This window comes from Ramlibacter sp., from assembly GCF_029866045.1.
Classification (GTDB): domain Bacteria; phylum Pseudomonadota; class Gammaproteobacteria; order Burkholderiales; family Burkholderiaceae_C; genus Ramlibacter.
This window is the reverse complement of the sequence record NZ_JARXAB010000145.1, coordinates 1-12,298: the sequence shown is the minus strand read 5'-3', so window position 1 is coordinate 12,298 and position 12,298 is coordinate 1. Positions and strand designations below refer to the sequence as shown.

8 protein-coding genes and 1 pseudogene are annotated in these 12,298 nt (G+C 68.8%); 6 read left to right on the top strand and 3 right to left on the bottom strand.

Features of this window, described 5'->3' with window-relative positions; genetic code table 11:
* The 3 genes and pseudogenes from QE494_RS14900 to QE494_RS14890 all read right to left on the bottom strand — a co-directional run.
* Positions 1-257, bottom strand: a pseudogene (locus tag QE494_RS14900) (tripartite tricarboxylate transporter substrate binding protein); the annotation flags it as partial.
* Positions 258-528: 271 nt separating this feature from the next.
* Entirely contained in the window at positions 529-1,836 is a 1,308-nt protein-coding gene (gene hemL, locus QE494_RS14895; RefSeq protein WP_300044413.1) for a glutamate-1-semialdehyde 2,1-aminomutase, read from the bottom strand.
* Positions 1,837-1,901: 65 nt separating this feature from the next.
* Positions 1,902-2,903, bottom strand: a complete 1,002-nt coding sequence (locus tag QE494_RS14890) for a bifunctional hydroxymethylpyrimidine kinase/phosphomethylpyrimidine kinase (RefSeq protein WP_300044412.1) — start codon at positions 2,901-2,903, stop codon at positions 1,902-1,904.
* A gap of 121 nt (positions 2,904-3,024) precedes the next feature.
* Between QE494_RS14890 and QE494_RS14885 the strand changes: the two genes are divergently transcribed.
* The 6 genes from QE494_RS14885 to QE494_RS14860 form a co-directional block, all read left to right on the top strand.
* Positions 3,025-3,177: a rubredoxin gene (locus tag QE494_RS14885; RefSeq protein ID WP_300044411.1), complete on the top strand. Its 153-nt coding sequence runs from the start codon at positions 3,025-3,027 to the stop codon at positions 3,175-3,177.
* 110 nt (positions 3,178-3,287) lie between these two features.
* The gene (locus QE494_RS14880) at positions 3,288-3,719 is read left to right on the top strand and encodes a PleD family two-component system response regulator (RefSeq protein WP_300044409.1); all 432 of its coding nucleotides are present in this window, start codon (positions 3,288-3,290) and stop codon (positions 3,717-3,719) included.
* A complete protein-coding gene (locus tag QE494_RS14875) occupies positions 3,720-4,085 on the top strand; it encodes a PleD family two-component system response regulator (RefSeq protein ID WP_300044407.1) in 366 nt (121 codons plus the stop codon).
* Positions 4,086-4,096: 11 nt separating this feature from the next.
* On the top strand, positions 4,097-4,657 hold the full coding sequence (locus QE494_RS14870; RefSeq protein ID WP_300044406.1) for a chemotaxis protein CheW: 561 nt from the start codon (positions 4,097-4,099) through the stop codon (positions 4,655-4,657).
* A 153-nt stretch (positions 4,658-4,810) separates the two neighbouring features.
* Positions 4,811-6,958 (top strand): methyl-accepting chemotaxis protein, encoded by a 2,148-nt coding sequence (locus QE494_RS14865; RefSeq protein WP_300044403.1) that lies wholly within the window; start codon positions 4,811-4,813, stop codon positions 6,956-6,958.
* Positions 6,959-7,054: 96 nt separating this feature from the next.
* The coding region (locus QE494_RS14860) for an Hpt domain-containing protein (protein ID WP_300044401.1) at positions 7,055-12,298 on the top strand (5,244 nt) is incomplete at its 3' end.

Sequence of the window (12,298 nt, the reverse complement as noted above, 5' to 3'; positions counted from 1 at the left end):
ACTGCCTGGGCGGCGATGAAGCCGGCCGCGCCTGGCCGGTTCTCGATCAAGATCGGTACCTTGGCTTCCTGGCTCAAGGGCTCGATGATGGCGCGCAGGACAACGTCGATGCTTTGCCCTGCGGCAAAGGGAACGACCAGCTTGATCGGGCGGTTCGGGTAGTCCGTCGTCTGTGCAAAAGCAGAGGGCAGGGCTAGGCAGAGAGCCGCCAACTGGATGATTCGCCGGCGGAAAGGCGTGCTGAATGAACCGGGCATCTTGTCTCCTTGCAGGGGCCGTTGTCGCATGACTCGAACGGTGCTGCGGCCCTGCCGGCCCATCCTTGTCTCAAGGGCCATCCTAGGCCTCGCGTCCCCTCGACCCAAATCATTCATTTGGATAGATCCCATCATTGCGCCCGATGGGGACACTTGCCGGTGTCGACGTACGCCTAGGCGCTCTCGTCTATCAAGCAAAAAGCCCGGGAGACCCGGGCCTTTTGAATGGTGAAAGGCCGCTGCGCGTTGCTTCACGACCTTATGGGCGCGGCTAGGCCGCGAGTTGCTTGAACACCTCGCGCGCAGCGGCGATGGATTCTTCGATGTCTGCTTGCGTATGCGCAGCGCTCACAAAACCCGCCTCATACAGCGCCGGGGCGATGTACACCCCGCGATCGAGCAGCCCATGGAAGAGGGCGTTGAACTTCTTGCCGTCGCTGGTCATCACCTTCTGGTAGTTCTGCGGCAGCTCGGGCAGCAAGAAGAAGCCGAACATGCCGCCTTCGCAGTCGGCGCTGAAGGGAACGCCCTCGGCTTTGGCGGCCGCCGTGAGGCCGTCGACCAGGGTACGGGTCTTCGCCGAGAGGGCCTCGAAGAAGCCGGGCATGCTGATTTGCCGGAGCGTCTCCAAGCCGCAGGCGGTGGCCACCGGGTTGCCCGAAAGCGTGCCAGCCTGATAGACCGGGCCCAGCGGGGCCAACTGCTCCATGATCGCGCGCGGGCCGCCAAAGGCCGCCAGCGGCATGCCGCCGCCGATCACCTTGCCCATGACGGTGATGTCGGGCTTGAAGCCCGGGATCTGTTTGGCGTAGACGCCTTGCGCGCTGCCCAGCCCGACGCGAAAACCGGTCATCACCTCGTCGAACACCAAGAGCGCGCCGTATTGCGTGCACAGCTCGCGGCAGCGGGTCATGAAGGGCACGCTGGCGCGCACGAAGTTCATGTTGCCGGCAATCGCCTCGATCATCAGGCAGGCCAGCTCCTTGCCGTGCAGTACAAAGGCCTCTTCCAGCTGCGCGAGGTTGTTGTACTCGAGCACGATGGTGTGCTGGGCCACTTCCTCGGGCACGCCGGCGCTCGTGGGGTTTCCAAAGGTGGCCAGGCCCGAGCCGGCCTTGACCAGCAGGGCGTCGGCGTGGCCGTGGTAGCAGCCCTCGAACTTGATGATTTTTTTGCGCCCGGTGGCTCCGCGCGCCAGGCGCAGTGCGCTCATGGCGGCTTCGGTGCCGGAGCTGACCAGCCGCACCATCTCGATGGAGGGCACGGCTTTGACAATGGCCTCGGCCAGTTCAATTTCTCGCTCGGTCGGCGCGCCGAAGGAAAAGCCCTCCAGCGCCGCCTTCTGCACCGCTTCCAGTACCGCCGGGTGGCCGTGGCCCAAGATCATCGGACCCCAGGAGCCGATGTAGTCGATATAGCGCTTGCCGTTGGCGTCCCAGAAGTGGGGGCCTTGGGCACGCTGTACGAAGCGCGGCGTGCCGCCGACGGCGCGGAAGGCGCGCACCGGCGAGTTCACGCCGCCGGGGATGAGCGCCTTGGCGCGTTCGAAGAGTTGCTCGTTGCGGTCTTGCTGGGTCATGCGATGGGGGCGTGGGGCCACGCGGGATGTCGATACGGGGAGGGGTTGCGGCGAAAGGCAGTCAATCAGTGTTTGGTGTCGGGCGCTGGCATGTCCAGCACCTGCAGGGCCTGGGCTTGCTCTTCAGTCGCCACCTCGGATTCTGCCGGTTCTGGCTGGGCCCAGAACATCCGGTCGGGCACCACATGGCCCATGCCCGGGCGAAAGCCCGCGTCCAGGGCCTCGTCGAGGTATTCCAGCGCCTCGTCGGTGGCGGCCGCCAGGTCAGTCCCGGTGGCCAGCAGTGCAGCCAGTGCTGCCGAAAGAGTTTCCCCCGCGCCGCAGAACACCGCCTCGAAGCGCTCGAAGTGACGACTGGCCAGCACCGACTGCGGCGAGGCCAGTACGTTGTCGATGTGCTGGTCAGGCATCGGGATGCCGGTCACCAGGGTATAGGGAACGCCGGCTTCGCCTGCCGCCCGGGCAATGTCGCGCGCGCTGGGGCTTTTGTCGCCAGACCAGTCGGGCAGTAGCCAGCGCCACAGCGTGCTGTGGTTGCCGACCAGTACGGTGGTCTGCGGCAGCATCAACTCGCGGAAGGCGTCGAGGTAGGCCTCAATCTGCGCGTCGTCCCACCAGGACAGGTTGGGCATGTAGGCCACGAGCGGGATGTCGGCGTAGTCGGCTGCGATTGCTGCAATCGTGCTGACTGTCTCGGGGCTGCCCACAAAGCCCACCTTCATCACCTGAACCGGCACATCCTCGAGGATGGCGCGGGCCTGTTCGGCCACTGCGTCCTCGTCAAATGCGAAGTGATCAAAGACCTCTGCAGTGTCGCGCGCATACGCGCCCGTCACCACCGGCAGCGCATGGCCGCCGACCGAGGCCATGGTCACCCCATCCGCGGCAAGTCCAGCAGCGCCGCTGGGATCGCTGGCGTTGAAGGTCATGATGCAGGGCGGACCGGCATCTTCTGCGGCCTCGGCGTCTGCGGCCTCGGCATCAGCGCCCGCATCTTTTGCAGGCTCTTTCGGGTCGGCCGCGGAGGCGGCGATGTGCGGGCTTGCGCCCGCTGAAATCGAGCTCATGCTCAACGGCCTTTCTTCTTCAAGGATGTGCATCATTCGGTTTCTTGTGGCTGTTGAGGTGGATACAATCGTTGCATTACCTTGGAAGCGCCCTTAAGCTGTGACTGAAGCAAAAACTTGGATGTGTCTGATCTGCGGGTGGATTTACGACGAATCTGCCGGCGCGCCTGATCATGGTATCGCCCCTGGCACCGCCTGGGTCGACGTTCCCATGAATTGGACCTGCCCCGAATGCGGCGCCCGCAAAGAAGACTTCGAGATGGTCCAAATTTGATCTAGGGGGATCGCGTCCTCCGCGCGTCGTTCACAGCGGCGTGCCGAGTAGTTTGATCCCCCGGACGCGCCCCCCGCAAGCCCGCAGAGGCTTTCAGGGAGCAGCGTCAAGTGAATCAGGGTAAGTCCGACCTCGCGTCGAGGGCAGACCCAGTACCGCAACCATTGCGTGTGCTGGTCGTCGATGACAGCAACACCATCCGCCGTAGCGCGGAAGTCTTTCTCCGTCAGGGCGGGCACGACGTGCTCCTGGCCGAGGACGGCTTCGACGCGCTGGCCAAGGTTCTCGACTACCGTCCGCACATCATCTTCTGCGACATCCTGATGCCGCGTCTGGATGGTTACCAGACCTGCGCCATCATCAAGCGCCACGCCCAATTCGCCGCCACCCCGGTGGTGATGCTCTCCTCGCGCGACGGGGTCTTCGACAAGGCCCGCGGCCGTATGGTCGGCTCGCACGAGCACCTCTCCAAACCCTTCACCAAAGACCAGTTGCTGCAGGCCGTGCGGCAGCTGGCACTACCCGCCGACGGAGGCCACTGAATGCCCATTTCCAAAGTGCTGGTCGTGGACGACTCCAAGACCGAACTCCATTACCTGGCCAACCTGCTCACGCAACATGGTTACCTGGTGCGCACCGCTGAAAACGCCGAGGAAACGCTGCGCCTGATGGCCGACGACCGACCCGACCTGGTGCTGCTCGACGTGGTGATGCCAGGCCAGAACGGCTTTCAGCTCACCCGCACCATCACGCGTGACCCGCGCTATGCGGGCTTGCCGGTGATCCTGTGCACCAGCAAGAATCAGGAGACTGACCGGGTCTGGGGCATGCGCCAGGGCGCGCTCGACTACTTCACCAAGCCGATCGACCCGAGCGAGTTGCTCGCTCGTATCCAGGCCCTGGGCTGAAAGAAAAGTCCATGTCCTCCCGTGAAGCCTTGCTCGCGATGCAGGAGCGCTTGGCCCGCCGCCTGCAGGCGGGGCCCGCCGATGACGGCCAGGCCTGTTGGCTGGCGGTCCACGCGGGCGCCAGCCGCTACCTGCTGCCGCTGGCACAGGCCGGCGAAATATTTCCCTACGCCCCACCTCAGCGGGTGCCCTACACCCAGGCGTGGTTCCTGGGGGTGGCCCACCTGCGGGGTGGGCTCTGGGCGGCGATCGATTTGGCCCCCTTCCTCGGTGACGACAGCGAGGCGCTCCCGGGCTCTCCCAGCTCGGGCCTGCGCCGTGCGTCGCCAGAGGTCGGCGAGGAGGCCCGCCTGGTCACCTTTCATGCCCAGCTGGAGGTCAACGGTGCCTTGCGGGTGGACCGCCTAGCAGGCCTGCGCGGACCGGACGATTTCCCCTCCAGCGTGGCGCCGCAGGCGCCGGCGCCCGCCTGGTTCGGGCCCCGCTACAGCGACGCCCAGGGTCAGGTCTGGCAGGCGCTGTCCCTGGCCGCGCTGGCGCGCGATCCGCGCTTTCTTTCCCTGGCCGATTGAGGCCAGGCCACGTACGCTGCTGCCCCCTTTTTTGACGCCGCCGTCCACGCTCCGCACTCAGTATTGCGCACGCACAACGAACGCACGCCGATTCCCGCCTGCCACCCCTTTCCCTGTCCCCGCGAATCGCCCCGCCAACCAGCCGATCTGATCATGTCCCCAGCCCTCCTGCTCCAGCGAATCCGCCTTTGGCCCCACTTCTCGCTGCGGGGTCTCCCGCGCTGGCATGCCCCGTGGACCCAGCCTGGCCCCTTGTCCGGCGGGCCGGCCGGTCACCGCGTGCAGCGTCTGCTGCAGGCCACGCTGGTGCTCTCGCTCCTGGTGCTGGTGGCGGGCTCGGTGCTGGTGGTGCGTCGCGCCGACCATCTGGGCCTGCAACTGGCCAGCACGGGTCAGGCCCTGATGCAGTCGCAGCGCTTGGCCAAGGCGGCGTCGCAGGCACTGATCGGACGCCCGGAGGCCTTCGCCGAGGTCCGCGAGAGCGCAGGCATCCTGCTGCGCACGGTCACCGGTCTGCGCCAGGGCGACGCCGAGCTGGGCCTGCGTGCCCTCGAGGGTTCCCATGCCGCCGCGATCGAGCCGCTCCAGCCGCTGGCCGATCGCACCGGCCGGCAGGCGGAGCAACTGCTGGCGCAGGAAAAGACCTTGACCCAGGCCGGGCAGGCCCTGCGCGCGATCAATCGGCACAGTGCCGACCTGCTGGAGCTGGCCGAAACCATCTCCTCGCTCAAGTTGCAGCAGGGGGGTACATCGGCCCAGATTTCTTCCGCAGGCCAGCTGGTCATGCTGACCCAGCGTATCGGCAAGTCTGCCAACGAGTTCCTGACCCAGGACGGGGTCAGTGCCGAGGCGGTGTTCCTGCTCGCGCGTGACCTCAACACCTTCCGCCAGCTGGCCCTCGCGCTGCAGGACGGCAGCCCCGAGCTGCGTCTGCCTCCCACCCGTGACGAGGCCACCCGAGAGCGCCTGCAGTTGCTGCTGCAGCAGTACGACCAGACCCGGCGCGACGCCTCCGCCATCCTGGACCACCTCCCCGGCCTGGTGTCGGCGCGCCAGGCGCAGGCAGTCATCGTGAGTGACAGCGAGCCGCTGCGCCGCGGGCTCAACGCGCTTCAGGATCAACTCTCGCAGGAGGCGGGCCTGGGCTGGGCCGGGCTGTCGGTGCTCACCCTGTCGGGTCTCGCCGCTTTGCTCAGCGCTGTAGCCATGGCTTGGACACAGTTGCGCGACAGCCGCCGGCGCCAGCACCTGGCCGAGGACCAGAGGCATGCGGCCGAGCAGCAGGAGCAGGAGGCGCGCCGTGTCAACGACGCCAACCAGGCGGCCATCTTGCGCCTGATGAACGAGCTGCAGGGGGTCGCCGAGGGCGACCTCACCCAGCAGGCCACCGTCACCGAAGACATCACCGGCGCCATTGCCGACTCGGTCAACTACACGGTGGAAGAACTCCGCGCCTTGGTCGGCCAGGTGCAGGAGGGCGCAGGCCGTGTGGCGCAGACCACTGCCGAAGTCGAGCTCACCTCCACCGAGTTGCTCGCCGCCTCTGCCGAACAACTGCGCGAGATCCACGACACCGGTGAGGCCGTACTGGGTATGGCGGACCGGATCATCGGCGTATCCGGCCAGGCGCAAGAGGCGGCCGACGTCGCCCGGACTTCGCTCCAAGCGGCCGCCCAGGGCTTGCAGGCGGTGCAGGCCTCCATGGGCGGCATGGACACATTGCGCGGCCAGATCCAGGACACCGCGAAGCGCATCAAGCGCCTGGGTGAGTCCTCGCAGGAAATCGGCGAGATCACCGAGCTCATCTCCGACATCACCGAGCAGACCAATGTGCTGGCCCTCAATGCCGCCATCCAGGCTGCCTCGGCGGGTGAGGCTGGGCGCGGCTTCTCGGTGGTGGCCGAAGAGGTGCAGCGCCTGGCCGAGCGCTCGGCCGACGCCACACGGCAGATCACCGGGCTGGTCAAGGCGATCCAGGGCGACACGCAAGACGCGGTCGCCGCAATGGAGCGTTCCACCCAGGGCGTGGTCGAGGGCGCCCGTCTGTCCGACAACGCTGGCACTGCGCTGGGCGAGATCGACCGGGTCTCGCGTCGCCTGGCCGACCTCATTGCCGAAATCTATGGCGCCGCCGATGCCGAGGCCCAGGCTGCCCACCAGGTGGCCGGTAACATCCGGCACATCTTCGCGGTCGCCGAGCAGACGGGCGAGGGAACCCGCTCCACCGCGCAGTTGGTGCGCGAGCTGGCCCGAATCGCCGAGGCCTTGCGGCAGTCGGTGGCCCGCTTCAAGATTGCCTGATCGCTGAAACCCATGTCGGTGCCGATGTCCCCTTCGCCTGCTTCACCCGTTCAGCCTTGGGCACCTGCGCAGGTCCCTGCGTCTGCCAACCGGGACATGGGCCCGCTGGCCTGGATCGCCGAAGACGTGGGCCGCTGTCTCGACGCCGCGCTCAAGGCCTTGGCCTCTGGCCAGGCTTCCGTCGCCGCTGCGGCGCTGCATCAGGCTGCAGGCGCTCTCGAGCTGGCCGGCAACGGCGGTGTTGCGCGGGTGGTGACCGCGATCGAGGCGCTGGCCCGCCACCAGGCAACGCAGCCGCTGACTGACCCGGTGGGCGCCGAGCGCGCCAGACAAGTGGAGCAGCGCGCCACCTTCGCCGTGCTCGAGTTCATCGACGCGCAACTCCACGGCCGCAGCGTCGAGGCAGTGGCGCTGTATCCCCAGTACTGCGAGCTGCTCGACCTCGCGGGTGACCCCCGCGCCCGCCAGCGCGCCCACCCTGCGGACCTGTGGGTCGTGCCACCGGGCCTCGACCTGCAGGCGCTCGAGGCTCCCGCACCGGAGGCCCCTGACGACGCCATCGAATCGATCGAGCTCAGCGGTGGCGGCCCCGAGCAGCTCCATGTGGCGCAGCATTCCGGGCCTGTCGTTTCGGACTTTCCGACGGGCGTTGCCCTGCGCGCCCGGCTCGACCAGGCGGTGCTGCAGTTCGTCAAGACGGGCAGTGCCACGCCCGCCAGCGAACTCGCCTTCCTGTGCGATGGCTTGGCACGTGACCTGGCCCAAGGCCTCGGCCCCTCGGCACCTGCCTGGCGCCGGCTGTGGCGGCTGGCTGCAGCCTTCTTTGAGATGCAAGCGACCCGGCCCGCGCAGGTGGACCTGGCAGCCAAGCGCGGCGCTTCCCGTCTGCTGGTGGCTTATTCGCAGTGGGCGGCGGGCACCGAGGCCGAAATCGCGCCCCTCGCCCACGAGCTGCTCTACGCCTGTGCCGCGACCGGTCCGGCCGATCCCGGGCTCACGCCGCGCCTGGCCGCGCTGCGGGCGGCCTGCGGTCTGGCGGACGCCCCGGCCCTAGACCACTATTCGGCCCCGTTTGGCCGCTACGACCCCGCGCTGCTGGCGGTGGCGCGCAAGCGCCTGGCTGCGGCCCGCGAGGGCTGGGCCAGTCTGGCTGGCGGCGAGGTGAACCAGCTGCGGTCGACGGTCGAACAGCTGGCGCAGGTGGGCGAGGTGCTGGAGCGCTTGCATGGACCGCTGGCGCCGCTCGCGCAGGCGCTGGTGGCGGTGGGCGACCATGTCGCCACCCTGGCGACGGCGCCTGCCGCAGCCTTGGCCATGGAGGTGGCCACCGCCATCTTGTTCCTCGAGGCCCACTGCCAGGATTTCGACCCGCACGACCCCCTGCACGGCGAGCGCGCCCAGCGGCTGGCCGAGCGTCTGGGCCGGGTGCAGCGCGGCGCAGCGCCCGAGCCCCTGGAGTTCTGGATCGAATCCCTCTACCGCCAGGCCAGTGACCGGCAGACGCTGGGCAGCGTGGTCGACGAGTTGCGCGCCAGCCTGGGCGAGTTGGAGAAGGACCTCGACGCCTTCTTCCGACATCGCGCAGACCGCAGCCTCTTGCAGGCGGCGCCCGGCAGGCTCTCGCAGATGCGCGGCGTGCTTTCGGTGCTGGGTCTGGAGCAGGCGGCGCGAGCGGTGCTGCGCATGCGCGACCAGGTGCAGTCCTTGTGGGGTGAGCCCGACGGCCCACGGGCCGCGGAGTTGGTCGAGGCCCTAGGCCAGAACCTGGGCGCGCTCGGCTTTCTCATCGACATGCTCCATTACCAGCCGCAAATGGCCCGGGAGCTGTTTGTCTTTGACGAAGCCCGTGGCGAGTTGCGCTCGGTGATGGGGCGAGCGCCGGTCCTGCAGCCGCCGCGGGGCGCAGAGGGCGCCGCCGCCGGCGCGCCATCTGCCTCCTCCGCGGGCTCGGCGGATTCATCTCGAGCGGCTGCCGAAGCACCAGGCGCCTCGGACAGCGCTTTGGACACTGACGCCGAGCTGCTCGGCGTGTTCCTGCAGGAGGCGGCCGAGGTGATCGACCAAGGCCGTGAGGCCCTGGCTGTGCTGGAGCGACAGCCGGCGGATCTGGCCACACTCACCGTGTTGCGACGGTGCTTTCACACGCTCAAGGGCAGCGCCCGGATGGTGGGCCTGGAGGCCTATGGCCAGGCGGCCTGGGCCCTGGAGCAAGTGCTCAATGCGTGGCTCGCCCAGGCCCGCGAGGTGGACCCGCCCTTGCGCCAGCTCGCCAGCCGCGCCCTCGAGGGCCTGGCCCTATGGGCGCAGGCCGCAGGTGAGTCCGGTGGCCCACAGGCGGGCGCCGAACTCGCGGCCTGGCAGGCCGCCAGCTTTGTGGAAGCAGCCGACGCCCTGCGTTTGCACGGGCAGGTACAGCCCCTGCTGTTTCCGGGGGAGGTGCTCCCGGCGATCGAAGAGCCCCAGGAGCCCGCCGTGGTCGGCGCCGAGCTCACACCTGCCGGCAGTGCGGTGACCGACACCGCGCTCCTCTCGGACCAGGAGCCCTTGGCTGGCACAGAGCCAAACGCCATGGCCACCACCCCTGCTCCGACCCCCGCTCTGACCCCGGCTCCAGCGCCGTGGTCCGGGCGCGTGGACACCACGCCCGAGGTTCGGGAGATCGGGCCCTTGCGAATTCCGGCGGGCCTGTTCAATGTGTTCCTTCAGGAGGCTGATGAGGACTCCCTGCAGCTGCAGGAGGGTCTTGCAAATTGGGGCCGCGCGCCGGCGCTCGTGCCGCCTGCCGAGCTCGAGACCCTGGCGCACTCGCTGGCCGGCAGCTCGGCGACCGTCGGGTTTGCCAGCTTGTCCGAGTTGGCTCGGCACATGGAGTCCTCGCTCGAGCGTCTGCGTGCTCAGCGTCTCGCAAGTGGCGATGACGGTGCACCGGCTGCGACCCGTGAAACCGCCGCGCAGTGCGCCGAGGACGCGGCCCTGTTGGCCGAGGCGGGCGAAGAAATGCGGCAGTTGCTGCACCAGTTCGCCGCAGGATTTTTGCGCGGGCCCGACCCCGTCCTGCTCGAGCGCTTGCGTGCGCAGGCCAGTCGCAGCGCGGTAACCACGCCGCTGGACATCGACCTGGGCTCGCTCATGCAGGAGCCGGCCGATCCGATGATCTTCGCGCTGTTCGAGGAAGAGGCGCTCGAGCTCCTGCCGCGGCTCGATACCGCCGCCCGCACCTGGACCGAGCGCCCTGACGATGTGGCGTCCCAGGCCGAGGTGCTGCGCCTGTTGCACACCGTCAAGGGCGGAGCCCGGCTGGCCGGGCTGCGGTCCCTGGGCGAGCTTGCCCATACCCTCGAGTCCCAGGCCGAGGCCCTGCCACCGCCTGGCGACGCGGCCCGTTCTGCGGCTGTGATCGACCTTGTCCGCCACATCGATCGCTTGCAGGCTGAGTTCGAGGGGCTCCGGTTGCGCCTACCGGCGTCGCTCGCCGCCCCGCCCGTGCTGGCCCCGGCCCTGGCCGTGGCAACCCCGCTCGCGGCGCCCACGGGTCTGGCCGCGCCACTTTCAGCTGTCACCGCGCCCGCTGTGCAAGGCGCTGCTGCGCCCCTGTCATCGGTGCCTGCAGACGCCCATGTGGCGCTTGCTCCGCCCGGGGTCGCTCCGGGCTTGGCACTGCCCCCTGTCGAGGTCCCAGCCACCGAACCCGGTATGGGTCTGGCACGGCCAGGCCCAGGGGCCGGTGCGTCTGGCGTGGTCCGGGTGCGCGCGCAATTGCTCGACCGCCTGATGAACCAGGCCGGCGAGGTAATGATCACCGGCGCCCGGGTCGAGGCCGAGATCACGGGCCTGCGCGGCGGCCTGCATGAGTTGGCCACCAGTGTCGAGCGCCTGCGCCAGCAACTGCGGGAAGTCGAGATTCAGGCCGAGACCCAGATGCAGTCCCGCCAGGGCCACACGCCGGGCGCGGCCGGCTTCGACCCGCTGGAGCTGGACCGCTTCACCCGCATGCAGGAGCTCACCCGCAGCATGGCCGAATCGGTCAATGACATCGCCACCGTGCAGCGCCAGCTGGCGCGCGCGGTCGATGTGAGCGAGGACGACCTGTCCGCCCAGTCGCGACAAACCCGCGACCTGCAGCGTGACCTGCTGCGCACCCGCATGCTGGAAATCGGCTCCATCGCCGAGCGCCTGCGGCGCACCGTCCGCCAGGCGGCGCAGGACAGCGGCAAGGAAGTGCGTCTCGAGATCGAGGGTGAGACGCTCGAGGTTGACCGCGGCATGCTCGACCGCATGACCCCGGTGTTCGAGCACCTGCTGCGCAACGCGGTTGCCCACGGCATCGAGCCGGCCTTCGAGCGGCAGCAAGCGGGCAAACCGGCCTGCGGCCTGCTGCGCATCGTGCTGGAGCAGGCGGGCAATGACATCGCCCTGCGTTTTGAGGACGACGGCGCTGGCCTCGACCTCGACCGTATCACCGCCAAGGCCCGTAGCCAGGGCTTGCTGGCCGACACGCCGCAGGCGCTCTCGCCGGCGGCCGCCGCTGACCTGATCTTCCGTCCCGGGTTTTCCACCGCCGCGAGCGTCTCCGAGTTGGCAGGCCGCGGCGTCGGCCTCGACGTGGTGCGCGCCGAGGTTCAGGCCCTGGGTGGGCGCATCCAGGTGGAAAGCCGGCCGGGCGCGGGCTGCACCTTCCGCCTGCTGCTGCCGCTCACCACCGCAGTGACCCATGTGGTCTTGATGCGCTGCGGGTCGATGCGCTTCGGCGTGCCGGCCAGTCTGGTCGAGACGGTGCTGCGCAGCGAGCCGCAGGTGCTGGCTGCGGCGCAGACTGGCGGCCAGTGGCCCTTGGAGGGTGGCGGCTCGATGCCCTTCTTCTGGGGCGGGGCGCTGTTGCGCGTCTCTCGCGCCAGCCAGGAAAGTCTGAGCCGCGCGGTCCCGGTGGCCCTGCTCCAAAGCGCCGCCCAGCGCCTGGCGCTGCAAATTGACGAGGTGATGGGCCATCGCGAGGTGGTGGTCAAGCACCTGGGGCCGCAGCTGGCCCGGCTGCCAGGTTTGGCGGGCATGACCGTGCTGGCCACCGGCGAGGTGATCCTGATCTACAACCCGGTGGCCTTGGCGGCGGTCTACGGCGACCGCGCCCGGCGCTTCGCCGCGGGCGAGGCCTCCGGACGCGATTCAGGCGGTGCCTCGTTCGCTCCTGGTGACGGCGCTTCGGTGGCCAGCCCGGGCGATGCGCCACAGCCATCACAGCTTGGGCAAGATGCGAACCATGGGCAAATTGGCGAGCCACCGGTGGCCGCACGTCAACCCCTGGTGCTGGTGGTCGACGACTCGCTCACCGTGCGCCGGGTCACC

Excerpts from the sequence above, each read along its gene's own strand:
- QE494_RS14875 (WP_300044407.1), top strand. The coding sequence starts at position 3,720 with ATGCCCATTTCCAAAGTGCTGGTCGTGGACGACTCCAAGACCGAACTC.
- QE494_RS14885 (WP_300044411.1), top strand. The coding sequence starts at position 3,025 with ATGTGTCTGATCTGCGGGTGGATTTACGACGAATCTGCCGGCGCGCCT.
- QE494_RS14890 (WP_300044412.1), bottom strand. The coding sequence starts at position 2,903 with ATGAGCTCGATTTCAGCGGGCGCAAGCCCGCACATCGCCGCCTCCGCG.
- QE494_RS14870 (WP_300044406.1), top strand. The coding sequence starts at position 4,097 with ATGTCCTCCCGTGAAGCCTTGCTCGCGATGCAGGAGCGCTTGGCCCGC.
- hemL (WP_300044413.1), bottom strand. The coding sequence starts at position 1,836 with ATGACCCAGCAAGACCGCAACGAGCAACTCTTCGAACGCGCCAAGGCG.
- QE494_RS14865 (WP_300044403.1), top strand. The coding sequence starts at position 4,811 with ATGTCCCCAGCCCTCCTGCTCCAGCGAATCCGCCTTTGGCCCCACTTC.